The organism is Ruegeria sp. AB11 (genome assembly GCF_056536325.1).
Genome location: NZ_JBQFJO010000001.1, coordinates 3,348,316 through 3,366,958 on the forward strand (window position 1 = coordinate 3,348,316; position 18,643 = coordinate 3,366,958).

Sequence of the window (18,643 nt, forward strand, 5' to 3'; positions counted from 1 at the left end):
CCCTTTAGAAATAGACGTCCGCGGCAGGAATGCTGACACGGCCCTTGGCGGTGTTTAGGACAAGGCTGCCACCCGCGTCTACCGTTTCGAAGGTTCCTACCGTCTCGGACGCTGCGGTACGCGCGGTAATTACCTCACCCAGCCGAGCTGCGCGAGAGAGCCACGCGGTGCGGATCGGATCGAAACCATACGTCATAAACTGGGTTTCATAGTGGGCATAGGCCGAAGCCAGTTCTGCCAGAAAATCCTCAGGCGTGACATGGGAACCGGTTTCCGACAGCAACGACACCGGCCGCACGGCGCCGGGTTCGACGCTGTCAGCGCTGGGAGCCTCGGACAGATTGACGCCAATGCCGATTGCCAGATGCGAAACACCTCGTCCCTGCCCAGTGCTTTCCAGCAAGATACCAGCCAGCTTGCCACCGTTGAGCAACACATCGTTAGGCCACTTCAGTGACAAACCTGCCGCTCGACCGGTCACCGCGACGCAGGCATCGTAAAGTGCGAGGGCCGCGACGAAACTGCGAAGCGCGGCTTGTTCCGGATCTCCAGGCGGTCGCATCAGCAAGGTCGCAGCCAGATTGCCCTTAGGGTTGGTCCAGGCACGACCACGCCGACCGCGCGCTGCGGTCTGGCGATGCGCCAAAATCCAGACGGGTCCCGAGGCGGTCGGTGCGAGTCGCGCGGCTTCGTTTAGGGTGCTGTCCACCTCCTGCAGTACATGCAGCCCGTATCCTTGCGGCCAATCACTCATGTCAAAAAGGCCCGGTCCTGTGACCGAGCCCCTTTTATCTCTACGAAACCAAGATCAGTTGACAAGCGTTGTCGCCGCTGCAGCTGCAGCGCCTTCGATTCCGAACTGATAGAACACACCAATCAGCATCAGCGCGGCAGACCCCATCAGAGCGCCCCACAGAACTGGTGACGATCGCGTTTCGATCGGGTCCTCGTTCTCAGTCCCGAAATACATGTAGAACACGATCCGCAAGTAATAGAACGCACCGATGACCGAAGCGATGGCCGAGGCAATAACCAGACCGGTCAACCCGGCCTCTACACCAGCTTGCCAGACGCCAAACTTGGCGAAAAAGCCCAGCATCGGGGGCACGCCCGCAAGGCTGAACATCAGGATCAGAACAGCCAGAGCTTTCCCGGGATCACGTTTTGAATACTGACGCAATGCATCGATATCCGTCACTGGCTTGCCATCACGCTCCATCATCAAGATGAAGGCGAATGTGCCGATGTTCATCGTCACATAGATTGCCAGATACATCAGCATGGCCTTGACGCCCATCTCGGTACCAGCGGCCAGACCAATCAGGGCATAGCCCATATGTGCAATCGAAGAGAACGCCATCAGGCGCTTGATGTCACGCTGCCCAATCGCCGCGACCGCACCCAGCAGCATCGACAGAACTGACAACAGAACGATCACCTGCTGCCAGTCTTTGACAACCCCGCCAAAGGCATCGTGCAAAACACGCGCGAACAGGGCCATCGCGGCCACTTTCGGGGCAGTGGCGAAGAACGCGGTAATGGGTGTCGGTGAGCCTTCATACACATCCGGTGTCCACATGTGGAACGGCACGGCAGAGACTTTGAATGCAAGGCCCGATATCAGCAAAACAAGGCCAAATAGCAGGCCGAGTGATACGTCGTCGTGATGCACGGTCTGGATGATGCCCGAGAACAAAGTCGTTCCGGTAAAGCCATAGACCAGCGACGCGCCGTAAAGCAGCAGGCCAGAACTGAGCGCGCCCAGAACAAAATACTTCAGTCCCGCCTCGGTCGATTTGGCACTGTCCCGACGCAGCGCGGCTACAACGTAAAGTGACAGCGATTGCAACTCGAGGCCCATATAAAGCGACATCAGATCGCCCGCGCTGACCATCATCATCATGCCAACAGCGGCCAGAGCCACCAGAAGCGGATATTCAAAACGCAACAGACCACGGCGTGCCATGTAATCCTGACTCATCAGCAGGACTGCGGCTGCAGAGAGAAGGATTGCAACTTTGGCAAACCGGGCAAATCCGTCATCCACGAACATGCCGTTGAAAGCAACATTCGTGCCATCGCCATTGGTCGCGATCCAGATCGCCAGCAACGCCATAAGCCCTGCCGTTGACCAGACCAATACCGGTGCCAGCCCATCCTTTGTCGTGTAAACAGCCCCGATCAGCGCCGCCATCGCATAGATCGCCAAAACGATTTCCGGCAGGATAATTGTCAGATCAGCCTGGATCATGTCTCCAAAGCCTCCTTAATGCGATGCGGCTGACTGGGTCGCGGTCTCAGCCGCGGCCAGAGCCGTGTCGTAGTTCGAAATCAACGCAGCCGTCGAGTTGCCGATCACATCGGTCACCAGCGAAGGATAAACACCCAGCAGAATGGTCATCACGATCAGAGGCGCAAAGATCAGCCGCTCGCGCGAGCTCATGTCGGTAATGGCTTTCAGGCTTTCCTTGATCAGGTCGCCAAATACCACACGGCGGTACAGCCAAAGCGCATAGCCGGCCGAGAAGATCACACCGGTCGCGGCCACAGCCGTTACCCATGTGTTGACCTGGAAGGCGCCCATCAGGGTCAGGAATTCTCCGATGAACCCGGACGTACCCGGCAAGCCAACATTTGCCATGGTGAACAACATGAACACCAGCGCATAGGCGGGCATCCGGATTACCAAACCGCCATACGCCTCAATATCGCGGGTGTGCATCCGATCATAGATCACGCCGACGCATAGGAAGAGCGCGGCCGAGATAAACCCGTGGCTCAACATCTGGAAGATCGCTCCATCGATACCCTGCTGGTTCGCAGCAAAGATACCCATGGTCACAAAGCCCATATGCGCGACCGAGGAATATGCGATCAGCTTCTTCATATCCTCCTGCACCAGCGCGACCAGAGAGGTGTAGACAACCGCAATCGCCGACATCCATAGCACGACGTCCGTCATCACCGCCGAGCCCACAGGGAACATCGGCAGACTGAACCGCAGGAAGCCATAGCCGCCCATCTTCAACAGGATCGCCGCCAGAACAACCGAACCCGCCGTCGGCGCCTGCACGTGCGCATCCGGCAGCCACGTGTGCACCGGCCACATCGGCATCTTCACCGCGAACGACGCGAAGAAGGCCAGAAACATCAGCGTCTGCATGCCGCCGACGATATACACGCCCAGAACGCTGAACCCTTCGGACGAGAACTGATGGCTCATCAGCGCCTCGATATCCGTGGTGCCCGCATCCGCGTACATCGCGACCATCGCCACCAGCATCAGCACCGAGCCAAGGAAAGTGTAGAGAAAGAACTTGAAGCTGGCATAAATCCGGTCTTTGCCACCCCAGATACCAATGATCAGAAACATCGGGATCAGGCCCGCCTCGAAGAACAGGTAGAAAAGCACCAGATCCAGCGCCATGAACACGCCCAGCATCAGCGTTTCCAGCAGCAGGAAGGCGATCATGTATTCTTTGACACGATCCGTGACGTTCCAGCTGGCAAGAATGGTCAGTGGCATGATGAAGGTGGTCAGCAGCACAAACAAAACGCTGATCCCATCCACACCCATCTTGTATTTCAGACCCAGCAGCCACTCGCCCTCTTCCACCATCTGGAAGCCGGTGTTGGACGGATCAAAGCCTGTGTAGATGCCGATCGAGACCAAGAAAGTCACGGATGTGGCAACAAGCGCCACCCATTTGGCGTTGCGTTGCGCGGCTACGTCCTCACCATGCAGGAACAGGGCCAGAATGCCTGCAGCGATGGCGGGGATGAAGGTGACAATAGATAGGATATTGTCCATTAGTGTGCGCCTCCGCCGATAGACATCCAGGTGACAAGGGCGGCGATGCCCAAGACCATCCAGAAGGCGTAAGTAAAGATGTAACCGGTCTGAGCTTTCCCGGCGAGGCGGGTGAAGAAGGGCACAACGCCCATCGCAACCCCGTTCAGGAAGCCGTCAATCGTGTTGCCGTCGCCGCGCTTCCACAGGAACCGGCCAAGCGCCACGGTGGGCTTGACGAAGATCGCGTCGTAGATCTCGTCAAAGTACCATTTGTTCAACAGGAACAGGTAGAGCGGACGCTGGTTCGCGGCCAAACGTGCAGGCAGCGAGGTGTTCGCGATGTAGAACCAGTAAGCCACGATGAACCCAAGCAACATCGCTACAAAGGGTGAGACCTTAACCCATTTCGGGGCTGCGTGCGCATCGTCCAGCACATGGTTGTCGGGTGCCATATAAAGCGCACCTTCACCCGGTTCTCCGGCAAAGACATAGTGGTGATCGCCGCCATGCGCGTCCTTCTCACCATGCCCGTCATCCGCATGGGCGGTATCGGCATGGCCATCGTCTGCTTGGCTGTCGTTCGCGTGGCTATCTTCGCCATGCGAATCCGCTTTGCTGTGATCGCCCGCCTCTGCATGCTCTGATGCCTCGGCCACCGGAATTCCGTAGAACTTGCCCACCTTGTCCGCATGGCCAAAGAAATTGCCGTACCAGATCATCCCGGCAAACACTGCACCCAGCGACAGCACGCCCAGCGGTACCAACATGGTCATTGGGCTTTCATGCGCATGTTCATGGGTATGCTTGTCGCCACGCTCCTCACCAAAGAAGGTCAGGAAGATCAGGCGCCAGCTGTAGAACGATGTGAACATCGCAGCGATGACCAGCATCCAGAAGGCATATCCAGTGCCACCGGCATACGCGCTTTCGATAATTGCGTCTTTCGACAGGAAACCGGCGAAGCCGAAAGTGGTCAGCGGAATACCCACGCCAGTAATCGCCAGAGTGCCGATCATCATCGCCCAGAACGTATAAGGTATCTTCTTCCGCAGGCCACCATATTCGGTCATTTCCTGCTCGTGATGCATCGCATGGATGACCGAGCCCGCGCCAAGGAACAGCAGCGCCTTGAAGAACGCGTGGGTCAGTAGGTGGAACATAGCTGCGGAATACATGCCAACGCCAGCGGCCACGAACATGTATCCCAGCTGAGAACAGGTCGAATAGGCGATGACACGCTTGATGTCGGTCTGAACCAGACCCACAGTCGCAGCGAAGAACGCGGTCGATGCACCAAGGAAAGTGATGAACCCGGTCGCGCCCGGAGCGAACTCCATCAGCGGCGACATACGGCAAACCAGGAACACACCCGCAGTCACCATGGTCGCCGCGTGGATCAGCGCCGATACAGGCGTTGGGCCTTCCATCGCGTCGGGCAACCAGGTGTGAAGGATCAACTGCGCCGATTTACCCATCGCGCCGATGAACAGCAGGACGCAGATCACTTCAATCGCGGTCCACTCACCCCACAGGAAGTGCAGCTTTTCTTCTGCCAGCGCGGGCGCCGACGCGAAGATGTCGGAAAAGTTGATGCTGTCCGTCAGGAAGAACAGCGCGAAAATCCCCAGTGCAAAGCCAAAGTCACCGACACGGTTGACGATGAACGCTTTCATCGCCGCGGCATTGGCCGACGGCTTACGATAATAGAAGCCGATCAGAAGATACGAGGCAACGCCCACGCCTTCCCAGCCAAAGAACATCTGAACCAGATTATCCGCCGTCACCAGCATCAGCATGGCGAAGGTGAAGAAGGACAGATAGGCAAAGAAACGCGGCTTATAGCTTTCGCCTTCGCGCCACTGCGGATCATGATCCATGTAGCCGAAGGAATAGAGGTGAACCAGCGCCGAAACAGTCGTCACCACGATCAGCATGATCGCGGTCAGACGATCCAGCCGAATAGCCCAGCTTGTCGACAAAGATCCGCTCTCGATCCAGCGCATGATCTCGATCTGTTGCGTAACCCCGTCGAACGCGAAGAATACGATCCACGACAGCAGACAGGCCAGAAACAGCAGGCCCGTTGCGGTCCACATGGCGGCTTTCTCGCCGATAAAGCGCCAGCCAAACCCGCAAAGCAGCGCGCCCACCAGCGGGGCAAAGAGGATGGTGGTTTCCATGTTCTCTTACCCCTTCATCATATTGACGTCTTCAACCGCGATGGTGCCGCGGTTGCGGAAGAAGCAGACCAGAATGGCCAGCCCGATCGCTGCCTCGGCCGCCGCCACGGTCAGAACGAACAGTGTAAACACCTGCCCGACCAGATCGCCGAGGAAACTGGAAAATGCCACAAGGTTGATATTCACCGCCAGCAGCATCAGTTCGATGCTCATCAGTAGGATGATGACGTTTTTGCGGTTCAGGAAGAGACCGAAGATGCCGATGACAAACAGCGTCGCCGCGACCGTAAGATAGTGTTCAAGTCCGATCATCGTCTTATAGCCCCTGCCCCGGTTTCACGTCCTTTAACTCCATCGCTTTGGCCGGGTCGCGCATCATCTGGCCGATGATGTCCTGACGCTTGATGTCCTGACGGTGGCGCAGCGTCAGCACAATTGCGCCGATCATGGCCACCAGCAGGATCAGGCCCGCCAATTGGAACAGAAGGAAGTATTGATCATAGAGGATGACACCCAGCGCCTCGGTGTTGTGGCGGTCGATCGGGACCGGCTGCGCCAGATTGGCCGCCGCGCCCTGAGCGCTATCCCATGCGCCAAAGGCCATGACGAACTGCATCAGAATGACCAGACCGATCAGCAAGGCCAACGGCATATAGCGCGCCATCTCGGCCTTGAGTTCGGCAAAGTCCACGTCCAGCATCATAACCACGAACAGGAACAGCACCGCGACCGCGCCCACGTAGACGATGATCAGCAGCATCGCCACGAACTCGGCCCCTAACAGCACGAACAGCCCAGCCGAGGACAGGAAGGACAGGATCAGCCAAAGCACCGAGTGCACCGGCTGACGGCTGATCACAGTGAACAGTCCGCCGGTGATGGCGCTGATGGCAAACAGATAGAAGGCAAAGACGGTCATTGATCCTCATCCTCGTTGTCGCCCATGACCTCTTGCGCCAGATCCAGCGCACGGGTCATGGCCGGGATGCCGGCAAAGACCGACATCTGACCGATCGTTTCTACGATCTCTTGTTTCTTTGCGCCCGCTTCCAAAGCGTGGCGCACGGTCTGGCGCACCGCCGAATCCGCCTGAGCGCCCTGACAGGTCAGCCCGGCCAGCGTCAGCAGCAGGCGGGTCTTGGCATCCAGACCGTCCTTGTTGACGGTGTTGCCGAACATCATCTCCATGACCTCTTTCGGCATGGTCGGCCAGAGCGCCTCGAACCCTTTGGGCGAGAAATTCTCCATCGCCGGGTTCATTGCCTTGGCCATGTCCTGAGCCTGCTTCATCATCAGCTCGAACGGATTTGTCGGGCTGTCGCTCATCGGTACGGCGCGTCCATTTCCAAATTGCGGGAGATCTCGGCCTCCCAGCGTTCGCCGTTCGACAGGAGTTTTTCTTTGTCATAGAACAGCTCTTCGCGGGTTTCCGTGGCGAATTCAAAATTCGGGCCTTCGACGATGGCATCGACCGGGCAGGCTTCCTGACAGAAGCCGCAATAGATACATTTGGTCATGTCGATGTCATATCGCGTTGTGCGGCGGCTGCCGTCTTCGCGTGGCTCGGCGTCGATGGTGATGGCTTGAGCCGGGCAGATCGCCTCGCAGAGTTTGCAGGCGATGCAGCGTTCCTCGCCATTCGGATAGCGGCGCAGGGCGTGTTCACCACGGAAACGCGGCGACAGAGGTCCTTTTTCGTGCGGATAGTTCACGGTGGCTTTGGGGGCGAAGAAATACTTTAGCCCCAGCTTCATGCCGACCCAGAAGTCCTGCAGAAGGAAGTATTTGGCAGCGCGGGTGTAGTCGATTTGGGTCATATCAGCCTCCTACGCTCCAGCGGGCAAACGCGCCCCAGAACCAGTCGAATTTCGCCGCGAAGGCTACAAATACCACCCAAACCAGGCTGAACGGCAGGAACACTTTCCAACCCAGACGCATCAACTGGTCATAGCGGTAGCGGGGCGTGATCGCCTTGACCATCGCGAAGATGAAGAAGAAGAACGCCATCTTAGCGACCATCCACAACACGCCATCGGGCAAGCCCGGGATCGGCGACAGCCAGCCGCCGAAGAACAGCAGCGTGGTCAGGGCGCACATCAGGAAGATGGCGATGTATTCACCGGCCATGAACAGCAGGAAAGGCGTGGCCGAGTATTCGACCTGATAGCCGGCGACCAGTTCTGATTCCGCTTCGGGAAGGTCGAAAGGTGGCCGGTTGGTCTCGGCCAGCGCCGAGATGAAGAACAGGAAGACCATCGGGAAATGCGGCAACCAGTACCAACTGAAGAAGCCAAACGAGCCATCCTGCGCGCGAACGATATCACCGAAGTTCATCGATCCGGTCGAGATGATGATGCCAATGATGATCAAGCCGATCGACACTTCGTAGGAAATCATCTGCGCGGCCGAACGCAGCGATCCCAGGAATGGGTACTTTGAGTTCGACGCCCAACCGCCCATGATCACGCCATAAACTTCCAGCGAGGACACGGCAAAGACATAGAGTATGGCGACATTGATATCCGACAGAACCCAGCCATCGTTGAACGGGATCACCGCCCAGGCGATCATCGCCAGAACAAAACTGGTCAATGGTGCGAGGATAAACACCGTGCGGTCGGCACCGGCGGGTATAACAACTTCTTTGACCACATATTTTAGGGCATCTGCCACCGATTGCAGCAATCCGTAGACGCCCACCACGTTGGGTCCACGGCGCATCTGGACCGCTGCCCAGATCTTGCGGTCGCCGTAAACGAGGAACAACAGCGAGATCATCACAAAGGCCACAACTGCAAGCACTTGCGCCAGAATAATGATGGCTATTCCGCCTGGGGTGTTAAAGAATTCAGCCATTGGTCCTCACACCGTGGGTATTCCGTTTTCCGCGTGCGATGCAAAGGCCAGTTGCCTGCGCAATCTGCGGCTGGGTCGGCGCGTTGGTGTAAACAGCATCTGCCGTCATTACGCCACCCTTAATCTTCGATTTCACACGCAATTCCGGCGCGGCTATCTGCCACCCGGGCACCGTGTTGGTCTGCGATATGAAACGTGTCTGGTTCATTCCGCCGCAATCTTCTCAGTCTTGCGGGCCTGCGCTTGCGCCGAAAGCTCGGCCATCAGTTGCGAGGCGCGTGCTATCGGATTGGTTAGATAGAAATCTTTGACGGCATATCGGAATGTCGCCTTGCCCAACGGGCCTGCGTCCAGAGCCCGAACGTCACTCTCGATCACTTCATCGACACGCGCCAGATGCGGAACCGCTTCGATCAGTGCAGTGCGCAGTTGCGCGAGAGAGTCGTAGGGCAGTGTTGCACCAAGCTCGGCAGAAAGGGCACGCAGGATGGCCCAGTTCTCCTTGGCCTCACCCGGGGCGAACCCTGCACGCATCGCGAGTTGAGGTCGACCTTCCGTGTTTACGAACAGGCCGTTTTCTTCTGTGTAAGCCGCACCCGGCAGTATCACATCGGCGCGGTGCGCTCCACGATCGCCGTGACTGCCCTGATAGATCACAAAGGCGCCATCGCCGATCTCGACCTCATCGGCGCCGAGATTATAGATCACATCGGCTGCGCTGACCGCATCCATGCCGCCTTCGCTAGTGGCATCCACATCCATGGCTCCCACGCGCGATGCTGCGGTGTGCAGAACGATAAGCCCACTTTCGGTATTGCTTGCAATGGTTTGCGCGGCGGCCAGAACGGCAGAGCCATCAGCCTCTTGCAGCGCGCCTTGCCCGACGATGACCAGAGAGCGCTTGCCCTTGATCTCATCATCGCCACCCATATCAACGACGGTTTGCAGCGCAGCACGGTCGTCGCCTACATGGTGATACTCATAGGTCAGATCGACGGCGGGCCCGACCAAAGCTACCTCGGCACCGTGTGCCCATGCCTTGCGGATGCGGGCGTTCAGAACCGGCGCTTCATCACGTGGATTGGTGCCAACCAGAAGGATACGCTCGGCGCTGTCGATATCTTCAATCGCGGCTGTACCGGCATATGCCCCACGGTTACCCGCCGGCAGCTTGGCACCATCGGTGCGACATTCGACAACACCGCCCTGCCCTTCAATCATCTGTTTCAGCGCGAATACGGCCTCGACCGGGGCCAGATCACCCACGATGCCCGCAGGTTTATCAGCCCCTTTCAACGCCTCTGCGGCCTTGTTCAGTGCCTCTGGCCACGACGCCGGACGCAGTTTGCCGTTTTCCCGCACGTAAGGCCGATCCAGGCGCTGACGGCGCAGACCATCCCAGACAAAGCGGGTCTTGTCGCTGATCCATTCCTCGTTCACACCATCATGATTGCGCGGCAAGAAGCGCATCACTTCGCGACCTTTGGTATCCACGCGGATGTTCGAGCCCATGGCATCCATGACATCGATGCTTTCAGTCTTGGTCAGTTCCCAAGGGCGGGCGGTGAAGGCATACGGCTTCGAAGTCAACGCCCCGACAGGGCACAGATCGATGATGTTGCCCTGCAAGTTCGAGTCTAGAGTCTGGTTCAGATACGACGTGATCTCGGCGTCCTCACCCCGCCCGGTCTGACCCATCTGGGTGATCCCCGCGACCTCGGTCGTAAAGCGCACGCAACGGGTACAACTGATGCAGCGCGTCATTGCGGTGCCAACCAGAGGACCAAGGTCCAGATCATCCACGGCACGCTTGGCTTCTTTGAAGCGCGTGCCTGACAGACCATATGCCATCGCCTGATCCTGCAGGTCACACTCACCGCCCTGATCGCAGATCGGGCAATCCAGCGGGTGGTTGATTAGCAGAAACTCCATCACCCCTTCGCGGGCCTTCTTGACCATGGGTGAGTTTGTCTTGACCACAGGTGCCTGCCCTTCCGGACCCGGACGCAAGTCGCGTACCTGCATCGCGCAGGAGGCCGCAGGTTTCGGCGGGCCGCCAACGACCTCGACCAGACACATCCGGCAGTTCCCGGCAATCGACAGACGCTCGTGATAGCAAAAGCGCGGCACCTCGACCCCGGCCTGCTCACAGGCTTGGATCAGTGTCATCGCGCCATCGACTTCGATTTCCTGTCCGTCGATATTGACTTTGCGGAGGTCAGACATGGTCTAGTTCGCCCTCAAATACACGCCGATGGCGCTGTTTCTTTCAATTTCCTTCTTGCCCAACGCGCAGAAGGTTTTGGGATTTTCGTAAGATACGCCGTTCTGCGCCAGATAGCTCTCGCCCTTGGCGCGCATACGATCTTTTTCAGAATCCGAATCCACATAAGCCCGGATTTCCTTGTCCGAATATCCAAGTTTGTTTGCTTTCGAGCGCAAATCCCACATGACACCAATCGCCTTGAGCCGACGCCCGCTTATTGACGGGCAATACTCCGAAATCTCGTTTGCGATCGCGATGTAATAGAGTTCGTTGTCGATCTCTTTGACTTCGCGCAAGGGTGGCTTCGCCTCAGCCAGAACCGGGATAGATATTACGCAAATCGCGGCGACCAGTCGTATCAAAGACATAACATTTCCTTTCGTCTTGGGAATCCCAAGACGATGGTCGGCACGCTTGCTATGCAATAACAAGCCACCGGTCCTGCCGTGATATGCGATACGGTTGCTCATGGTCGTTGGCAGCGTCCGGCAAAGGTCAGTTTATCGTTTTCAATACGCAGGTTTTGCGGTTCCGTATCCGGTCCAACCTTCCAGGCAATCCTGGAAGAGCCAAAATTCTGAACGCAGAACTTGGTGGCTTCGTAGCGGCCAGCTTCACGCGCACCGTCGAACGATTGCGAAACGCCGTTTACTGTCACGGTAAACTCGGAAGGTGTGGTTCTCTTGTCCACGTGTTTCGCGCTGGCCCTGAAATAAATGCCGTCAAACGCAACCCGCGTCGCCTGTGATGGCGCCTCTCCGCAGGCGGAGAGCAGTGCCCCCACCAAAACCGACATCACCAAAATTCCTCGTTTCGCCATCATGACCACTCCTGCATCGTGGCTGGCGCATGCGGTATCTGCCGGTGCGTCTGGGATATCGTGTCCATCACCATCCCCTTACTCTGCCGCGACCTGAACGCAACGGTGGTCGCGCCACTTGCTGGCCTGTTTCAATTCTGCCCATCCAAAGGCACTTTCGCTCGCACCTTTTGTGCGCAACGTCTCTAGTCGTTCCAGCGCTTCTTCCAAACTAGGCTGGTGACCTTTGGGCACCCACCACATGACAAAATGTTGCTCGCCGAGTATTTCGAACCATTCTTGCCGACGTTCGTAGAACTGCTTGTGGATGGTACCCCAAACAAATTTCTCAAGACTGGCCACATCTTCCCAGACTGTCAGATTTGCGACGAACTGCGGATCGCTTCCGATGCTGTTTTCGGTATTTCCGGTTCCTGGTTCACCTGAACCTTCCATCATCCAGACAAAGCCCGGCATCCGCTTGCCGAGTCCGTTAACGCGGTCCAGGTTGGCCATGAATTCGGCCACGCGTGGATCGTCGGTAGGTGCCAACAGACGACCAACATTCAATTCGGCCAAGTGATATCCGTCGGGCTGGATCAAAACGCAGCCACCAATGCCATAAGGCCGAGAACGGCCATGCAGGCCCACCCAACTACATAAGACACAGAGCGAACCCCGCTATGCGGTTTGCCGATCCCGCGCAGGTGGATCACCAGCATGACCACCCGCGCTAACAGCGCGACCGAGGCCAGCAGGTTCACCCAGAACGGGCTGACACCCAGCAGAATTGCCGCCACTGTAACGGTCAAAAACGCAGGCAGCGTTTCAGTACCGTTCAGATACGCGCGGTTTAAACGATAAGCCTTGTCAGAATAGTCCTGATCCGGGGTCGCCCCTGGTGCCAGCCCCTTGCCGGCTTTTGCGAGCGCCGAAAACGGCGACATGAACAATACGATCAGGGTGAAAATCACCAATGACGCAATTGCGTGGGAATATTCGGCGTAGGCTTCCATCAGGTTTACTCCGCTGCCATCGCACCCATACGGCCCGATTTCTGAGCCTTGATGCGGTCTTCGATCTCTTCCCGGAAATTACGGATAAGGCCTTGGATTGGCCAAGCGGCGGCATCGCCAAGCGCGCAGATTGTGTGGCCCTCGACCTGTTTGGTGACGTCGAAGAGCATATCGATCTCCTCCAGCTCGGCTTCGCCACGTACAAGACGATCCATCACACGCATCATCCAGCCAGTGCCTTCACGGCAAGGAGTGCACTGACCACAGCTTTCGTGCTTGTAGAACTTCGACAACCGCCAGATCGCTTTGATGATATCCGTGGACTTGTCCATCACAATCACAGCGGCTGTACCCAGACCCGAACCCAACTCTCCGCGCAGATAATCGAAATCCATGATCGCATCGCGCATGTTTTCACCGCGCACGCACGGCACCGACGAGCCACCGGGGATCACCGCCAGCAGATTGTCCCAGCCGCCGCGAATACCGCCGCAATGGGTTTCAATCAGTTCTTCGAAGGAAATCGACATCGCTTCTTCGACGACACAGGGGTTGTTCACATGGCCCGAGATCGCAAACAGCTTTGTGCCCGCGTTGTTCTGACGGCCAAAGCCTGCGAACCAGTCGGCGCCACGCCGCAGGATGGTCGGCACAACGGCAATCGATTCCACATTGTTCACCGTGGTCGGGCAGCCATAAAGGCCCGCGCCAGCCGGGAACGGAGGCTTCATCCGCGGCATGCCCTTCTTGCCCTCGAGGCTTTCAATCAGAGCTGTTTCCTCGCCGCAGATATACGCGCCCGCCCCGTGATGCAGGAACAAGTCGAAATCCCAGCCGGAACCAGCGGCATTCTTGCCAAGCAGACCCGCGTCATAGGCTTCGTCAATCGCGGCCTGCAGAGCCTCACGCTCGCGGATGTATTCGCCGCGCAGGTAGATATAGCAGGTATGCGCGTTCATCGCGAAAGAGGCGATCAGGCACCCCTCGATCAGCGTGTGCGGATCATGACGCATAATCTCGCGGTCTTTGCAGGTGCCCGGCTCGGATTCATCTGCGTTCACAACCAGATAGGCCGGACGTCCGTCGCTTTCTTTGGGCATGAACGACCATTTCAAGCCGGTAGGGAAGCCCGCCCCGCCGCGACCGCGCAGCCCCGAATCCTTCATTGTCTGGATGATCCAGTCACGGCCATTTTTGATCAGGCCAGCTGTGCCGTCCCAATGCCCGCGGGCTTGCGCGCCTTTCAGCGTGCGCTCATGCATCCCGTAGATGTTGGTAAAGATCCGGTCCTGATCCTTCAGCATCATGTCTTACCTTCAGCTGTCCTGACGCATGCGCCAGAGTTGAAATATGTTCACACCTGCATAGATGAATCCCGCAAGAGCAGCGAAATCAAACAGCAGCGCATAGCGCCCCGGCAAACCCATTGCGGGGCCTATGAACAAGGTCATGCCAAGCCAAAGCACCATCGTCACGGCGATGACGATGCCTATGTGACGACCCTTGCGGGCTATGGCGTGTTCCCTGTCTTTATCCATCTCGTCCTGGTGCCCCGCACGGGCACCCGTTTAGTCTTCGTATGTGCCGTCTTCCTTGGCACGTTTAGCGAATTCGGTTTCCTCACCAGCTGCCAGTTTTGCAGCCTGTTCGATCCATCCGTCCCGTTCGATCCGGCCTTTGAACTTCAGGCGCGCATCGACCCAGGCCACATGCTCTGATGTCCATGCGGCAATCTGATCGAAGTGGAAAAAGCCCAGCTCGTTCAGGGTTTCTTCCAGCTTTGGACCTACGCCCTTCAGCATTTTCAGATCATCAGGCTTGCCATCCCGCGCACCAGACAGCGTTTCGGGCTGTTCCTCTTTCGCCGCTTTCGCCTCAGCGGCCTGTTTCACTGCAGGTTTCGCCGGGGCAGGCGGTTTTGGCGGTTTCGGAGCAGCTTTGGTTGCAGCAGCTTTGCCATCCTTGCCCAGCCACGGGGTTAGGATTGGAACCTCGGTTCCATCGATACGCTTGACGGTATCGCCCAGTTCGCGCGCAAGCTGAACACTCGCGTTGTATTGCGTCCGGCCACTGTCATACTCCGTCAGGCTGGTCAGCCCTTTCAGAGGTTCCGCCGCATACCGACCATTTTGCGGACCCGGAGTTGGCACTTTGCCCGAAACCAGATCATCAAGTATCTTGCCAAAACTCTCAGTGGTCAGGTCTTCGTAGTAATCCTTGCCGATCTGAGCCATCGGCGCGTTGGTGCAGGAACCGAGGCATTCCACCTCTTCCCAGCTCAGCTTGCCGTCAGCAGACAGCTCATGCGGCTTTGCAGCGATCTTTTCCTTGCAGACCGCAATCAGATCTTCGGCTCCGCAGATCATGCAGGAGGTCGTGCCACACACCTGAATATGCGCCACCGATCCAACCGGCTGCAGCTGGAACATGAAATAGAACGAGGCGACCTCAAGCACGCGGATATAGGCCATACCCAGCATGTCGGCGACGGATTCAATCGCCGGACGGCTCAGCCACCCCTCCTGCTCTTGCGCGCGCCACAGTAGCGGGATCACCGCACTGGCCTGGCGGCCCTCGGGGTATTTCGTAACCTGCGCTTCGGCCCATTGCTGGTTGGCAGCGGTGAAGGCAAAGCTATCGGGTTGTTCGGCGTGAAGACGGCGGAGCATTAGCGGTCAATCTCTCCAAATACGACATCCATGGTGCCGATAATCGCGGCGACGTCGGCCAGTTGGTGGCCTCCGGCAACGTGGTCCATGGCTTGTAGATGCAAGAACCCCGGCGCGCGCAATTTAGCGCGATAGGGTTTGTTGGTGCCGTCGGCGACCAGATAGACGCCGAACTCGCCCTTAGGGGCTTCAACGGCGGCATAGACCTCGCCAGCGGGGACGTGGAAGCCTTCGGTATAAAGCTTGAAGTGATGGATCAGGCTTTCCATCGAAGTCTTCATGTCAGACCGTTTCGGCGGAGTAATCTTGCCGCGTGCCAGAACGTCGCCTGGGCAATCGCGGATTTTGGCGATGGCCTGACGGATGATCAGCAGCGATTGGCGCATCTCTTCCATGCGCACCAGATAGCGGTCATAGCAGTCACCGTTCTTGCCGACGGGGATCTGAAACTCGAACTCGTCATAGCATTCATAGGGCTGCGCGCGACGCAGGTCCCATGCAAGACCCGAGCCACGGACCATCACGCCCGAGAAGCCGTATTTTTGAATGTCATCCTCGGTCACCACACCGATATCGGCATTACGCTGTTTGAAGATGCGGTTTTCGGTCAGCAGCCCGTCGATATCATCGAGAACAGCGGGGAAGTCGTGGCTCCACGCCTCGATATCGTCCAGCAGTTCTGGCGGCAGGTCCTGATGAACGCCACCGGGGCGGAAATAGGCGGCGTGCAGACGGGCACCGCAGGCACGCTCATAGAACACCATCAGCTTTTCGCGCTCTTCAAAGCCCCAAAGCGGTGGGGTCAGCGCGCCCACGTCCATTGCTTGAGTGGTCACGTTCAGCAGGTGGTTCAGGATGCGACCAATCTCGGAATAGAGCACCCGGATCAGAGAACCGCGACGCGGCACTTCAACCCCGGTCAGCTTTTCGATGGCCAGACACCACGCATGCTCCTGGTTCATCGGCGCCACGTAATCCAGCCGGTCGAAATACGGCAGGTTCTGCAGATACGTCCGGCTTTCCATCAGCTTTTCGGTGCCACGGTGCAGCAGGCCGATATGCGGATCACAACGCTCGACGATCTCGCCGTCCAGCTCAAGCACTAGACGCAGAACTCCGTGCGCCGCAGGGTGTTGCGGGCCGAAGTTGATGTTGAAGTTGCGGATCTTCTGTTCCCCGCTCAGCGCGTCCGTGCTGCCGTCATCGTATCTTGAGCCGTCCATCAACGCCCTCGTTTCTTCTTCGCTTCGGCCCGAACCCGGACCTTTTCCGCCTCAGCCGCCTTAGCAGCAGCCCCGGCCAGCAGAACCCCCAGCGCCCCCAACGCGATCAGCTCCCCCAGACCCATCAGCGACGCTCCAGCTCTTGCAGTTTAAGCCCGACCCACCACAGCAACGCGATCGTGCCAAAGGGAACCAGACAGAGCAGGCACCAGTATTTGTTGATCCCGAAAAACGGCAATATCTTCACCATCGGAATGATGGTCAGTGCAGACAGGATCAGCCACCAGATGCCACCCATTATTCAGTCTCCTGTTTTTCATCCCCCGGAAGAATGTAGTTCGCACCTTCCCACGGGGACATGAAATCAAACTGACGGTATTCCTGCACCAGCGACACAGGTTCATAGACCACGCGCTTTTGCGCCTCGTCGTAGCGAACTTCGGTATAACCGGTGGTCGGAAAATCCTTGCGCAGCGGATAGCCGCGGAACCCATAGTCAGTCAGGATGCGCCGCAAATCGGGATGACCCGAGAACAAGATGCCGAACATGTCGAACACCTCACGCTCGAACCAGTTGGCCGAGGGGTGAACGTCGACAATTGAAGGCACCATATCTTCTTCACGGATCGACACCCGCAGGCGGATGCGCTGGTTCTGGTACATCGACAGAAAGTGATAAACCACATCAAACCGCTTGGCGCGTTCGGGGTAGTCGACACCGGTAATGTCCACCAGCGTTGAGAACTGGCAACTGCGGTCAGACTTCAGGAATTCGATGAATTCCACAAGATTCGACGGGGCCACATCGACGTTCAGCTCACCATGCGTCACGTCCCAGGACAGAACGCAATCGGTTCGTTTTAGCTCCAACTGCGCGCCGAGTTCTTTGAGTGCTTCGCTCATCTGCCCTCTCCCTCAGCGAACAATCGTGCCGGTGCGGCGGATTTTGCGTTGCAGCTGCATCAACCCATAAAGTAGCGCCTCTGCGGTCGGAGGGCAGCCGGGCACATAGATGTCCACGGGCACAACCCGGTCACAACCGCGCACGACAGAATAGGAATAGTGGTAATAACCACCGCCATTCGCACAGGAGCCCATTGAGATCACATAGCGCGGTTCGGGCATCTGGTCGTAGACCTTGCGCAGCGCAGGGGCCATCTTGTTGGTCAGGGTTCCGGCCACGATCATCACATCCGACTGACGCGGGGACGCGCGGGGCGCAATACCAAACCGTTCCGCATCGTAGCGCGGCATCGACGTGTGCATCATCTCAACCGCGCAGCAGGCCAGACCAAAGGTCATCCAGTGCAAGCTACCGGTACGGGCCCAGTTGATGATGTCTTCGGTCGAGGTCAGCAGGAAACCTTTGTCCTGCAGCTCGGCATTCAGGGCCTGGGTGGCGACTTCTTTGTCGACGCCCGCGGTGTTTGCGCCCGTCATCACTCCCATTCCAGGGCCCCTTTCTTCCATTCATAGGCAAAGCCGATGGTCAGCACCGCCAGGAACACCATCATGGACCAAAACCCAACATCGCTGATGTCTTTGAAGCCAACGGCCCAGGGAAACAGGAAGGCGATTTCCAGATCGAAGATGATGAAGAGAATCGCGACCAGATAGAATCGGACGTCGAATTTCATCCGCGCATCGTCGAATGCGTTAAAGCCACATTCATATGCACTGACTTTTTCAGGGTCTGGATTGCGGACGGCAAGCACTACAGCAGCGAGAATCAAGACGATTCCAAGGCCTACAGCGACGGCCAGAAACACCAGGATCGGGAGGTACTCCCGCAACAGGTCTTCCACGTATAGCTCCTTTCCTGCGCATGTCCCAAAAGGGTG

24 protein-coding genes are annotated in these 18,643 nt (G+C 57.7%); all 24 read right to left on the reverse strand.

Annotated elements, in window-relative coordinates; translation table 11 throughout:
• Positions 1–4: 4 nt before the first annotated feature.
• The 24 genes from ACR3EJ_RS16730 to ACR3EJ_RS16845 all read right to left on the reverse strand — a co-directional run bounded on the left by ACR3EJ_RS16730 (position 5) and on the right by ACR3EJ_RS16845 (position 18,607).
• Positions 5–754, reverse strand: coding sequence for a biotin--[acetyl-CoA-carboxylase] ligase (locus ACR3EJ_RS16730; protein WP_170543440.1), 750 nt, complete (start codon positions 752–754; stop codon positions 5–7).
• 54 nt (positions 755–808) lie between these two features.
• Positions 809–2,251, reverse strand: a complete 1,443-nt coding sequence (nuoN, locus tag ACR3EJ_RS16735) for an NADH-quinone oxidoreductase subunit NuoN (RefSeq protein ID WP_170543438.1) — start codon at positions 2,249–2,251, stop codon at positions 809–811.
• Between the two features lie 15 nt (positions 2,252–2,266).
• Positions 2,267–3,811 (reverse strand): NADH-quinone oxidoreductase subunit M, encoded by a 1,545-nt coding sequence (locus tag ACR3EJ_RS16740; RefSeq protein WP_170543436.1) that lies wholly within the window; start codon positions 3,809–3,811, stop codon positions 2,267–2,269.
• Complete coding sequence (gene nuoL, locus ACR3EJ_RS16745; RefSeq protein WP_170543435.1) at positions 3,811–5,973, reverse strand: NADH-quinone oxidoreductase subunit L; 2,163 nt, start codon at positions 5,971–5,973, stop codon at positions 3,811–3,813. Before nuoL ends, ACR3EJ_RS16740 begins: the two co-directional genes overlap by 1 nt.
• A gap of 6 nt (positions 5,974–5,979) precedes the next feature.
• Positions 5,980–6,285 (reverse strand): NADH-quinone oxidoreductase subunit NuoK, encoded by a 306-nt coding sequence (gene nuoK / locus ACR3EJ_RS16750; protein ID WP_005984024.1) that lies wholly within the window; start codon positions 6,283–6,285, stop codon positions 5,980–5,982.
• 4 nt (positions 6,286–6,289) lie between these two features.
• A complete protein-coding gene (locus ACR3EJ_RS16755; RefSeq protein ID WP_170543433.1) occupies positions 6,290–6,892 on the reverse strand; it encodes an NADH-quinone oxidoreductase subunit J in 603 nt (200 codons plus the stop codon).
• The gene (locus ACR3EJ_RS16760; protein WP_010442761.1) at positions 6,889–7,299 is read right to left on the reverse strand and encodes a carboxymuconolactone decarboxylase family protein; all 411 of its coding nucleotides are present in this window, start codon (positions 7,297–7,299) and stop codon (positions 6,889–6,891) included. The genes ACR3EJ_RS16755 and ACR3EJ_RS16760 overlap by 4 nt, the downstream gene beginning before the upstream one ends.
• Complete coding sequence (gene nuoI, locus ACR3EJ_RS16765) at positions 7,296–7,790, reverse strand: NADH-quinone oxidoreductase subunit NuoI (RefSeq protein ID WP_170543431.1); 495 nt, start codon at positions 7,788–7,790, stop codon at positions 7,296–7,298. The genes ACR3EJ_RS16760 and nuoI overlap by 4 nt, the downstream gene beginning before the upstream one ends.
• 1 nt (position 7,791) lies before the next feature.
• Complete coding sequence (gene nuoH / locus ACR3EJ_RS16770; protein ID WP_170543429.1) at positions 7,792–8,829, reverse strand: NADH-quinone oxidoreductase subunit NuoH; 1,038 nt, start codon at positions 8,827–8,829, stop codon at positions 7,792–7,794.
• Positions 8,822–9,037, reverse strand: coding sequence for a hypothetical protein (locus ACR3EJ_RS16775; RefSeq protein WP_170476535.1), 216 nt, complete (start codon positions 9,035–9,037; stop codon positions 8,822–8,824). Before ACR3EJ_RS16775 ends, nuoH begins: the two co-directional genes overlap by 8 nt.
• Positions 9,034–11,055: an NADH-quinone oxidoreductase subunit NuoG gene (gene nuoG / locus ACR3EJ_RS16780; RefSeq protein WP_170543427.1), complete on the reverse strand. Its 2,022-nt coding sequence runs from the start codon at positions 11,053–11,055 to the stop codon at positions 9,034–9,036. Before nuoG ends, ACR3EJ_RS16775 begins: the two co-directional genes overlap by 4 nt.
• A 3-nt stretch (positions 11,056–11,058) precedes the next feature.
• The gene (locus ACR3EJ_RS16785; RefSeq protein ID WP_170543425.1) at positions 11,059–11,463 is read right to left on the reverse strand and encodes a DUF5333 domain-containing protein; all 405 of its coding nucleotides are present in this window, start codon (positions 11,461–11,463) and stop codon (positions 11,059–11,061) included.
• A gap of 98 nt (positions 11,464–11,561) precedes the next feature.
• On the reverse strand, positions 11,562–11,918 hold the full coding sequence (locus tag ACR3EJ_RS16790) for a hypothetical protein (RefSeq protein ID WP_010442767.1): 357 nt from the start codon (positions 11,916–11,918) through the stop codon (positions 11,562–11,564).
• Between the two features lie 75 nt (positions 11,919–11,993).
• Positions 11,994–12,497, reverse strand: coding sequence for a DUF3291 domain-containing protein (locus ACR3EJ_RS16795; RefSeq protein ID WP_170543424.1), 504 nt, complete (start codon positions 12,495–12,497; stop codon positions 11,994–11,996).
• Positions 12,494–12,910 carry an MAPEG family protein gene (locus ACR3EJ_RS16800; protein ID WP_010442769.1) on the reverse strand — a complete coding sequence of 139 codons (417 nt, stop codon included), beginning with the start codon at positions 12,908–12,910 and terminating at the stop codon, positions 12,494–12,496. The genes ACR3EJ_RS16795 and ACR3EJ_RS16800 overlap by 4 nt, the downstream gene beginning before the upstream one ends.
• Before the next feature lie 5 nt (positions 12,911–12,915).
• Positions 12,916–14,214 (reverse strand): NADH-quinone oxidoreductase subunit NuoF, encoded by a 1,299-nt coding sequence (gene nuoF / locus ACR3EJ_RS16805; protein WP_010442770.1) that lies wholly within the window; start codon positions 14,212–14,214, stop codon positions 12,916–12,918.
• A 12-nt stretch (positions 14,215–14,226) separates the two neighbouring features.
• Positions 14,227–14,448, reverse strand: coding sequence for a DUF5337 domain-containing protein (locus ACR3EJ_RS16810; RefSeq protein ID WP_010442771.1), 222 nt, complete (start codon positions 14,446–14,448; stop codon positions 14,227–14,229).
• A gap of 30 nt (positions 14,449–14,478) precedes the next feature.
• Positions 14,479–15,579: an NADH-quinone oxidoreductase subunit NuoE gene (gene nuoE / locus ACR3EJ_RS16815; RefSeq protein WP_170543422.1), complete on the reverse strand. Its 1,101-nt coding sequence runs from the start codon at positions 15,577–15,579 to the stop codon at positions 14,479–14,481.
• A complete protein-coding gene (locus ACR3EJ_RS16820) occupies positions 15,579–16,802 on the reverse strand; it encodes an NADH-quinone oxidoreductase subunit D (RefSeq protein WP_170543420.1) in 1,224 nt (407 codons plus the stop codon). Before ACR3EJ_RS16820 ends, nuoE begins: the two co-directional genes overlap by 1 nt.
• Complete coding sequence (locus ACR3EJ_RS16825; protein ID WP_010442774.1) at positions 16,802–16,927, reverse strand: hypothetical protein; 126 nt, start codon at positions 16,925–16,927, stop codon at positions 16,802–16,804. The genes ACR3EJ_RS16820 and ACR3EJ_RS16825 overlap by 1 nt, the downstream gene beginning before the upstream one ends.
• On the reverse strand, positions 16,927–17,100 hold the full coding sequence (locus tag ACR3EJ_RS16830) for a hypothetical protein (RefSeq protein ID WP_010442775.1): 174 nt from the start codon (positions 17,098–17,100) through the stop codon (positions 16,927–16,929). Before ACR3EJ_RS16830 ends, ACR3EJ_RS16825 begins: the two co-directional genes overlap by 1 nt.
• The gene (locus tag ACR3EJ_RS16835; protein ID WP_170476545.1) at positions 17,100–17,705 is read right to left on the reverse strand and encodes an NADH-quinone oxidoreductase subunit C; all 606 of its coding nucleotides are present in this window, start codon (positions 17,703–17,705) and stop codon (positions 17,100–17,102) included. The genes ACR3EJ_RS16830 and ACR3EJ_RS16835 overlap by 1 nt, the downstream gene beginning before the upstream one ends.
• A gap of 12 nt (positions 17,706–17,717) precedes the next feature.
• Positions 17,718–18,251, reverse strand: coding sequence for a NuoB/complex I 20 kDa subunit family protein (locus ACR3EJ_RS16840; RefSeq protein ID WP_010442777.1), 534 nt, complete (start codon positions 18,249–18,251; stop codon positions 17,718–17,720).
• Complete coding sequence (locus tag ACR3EJ_RS16845) at positions 18,242–18,607, reverse strand: NADH-quinone oxidoreductase subunit A (RefSeq protein ID WP_010442778.1); 366 nt, start codon at positions 18,605–18,607, stop codon at positions 18,242–18,244. Before ACR3EJ_RS16845 ends, ACR3EJ_RS16840 begins: the two co-directional genes overlap by 10 nt.
• Positions 18,608–18,643: the final 36 nt, after the last annotated feature.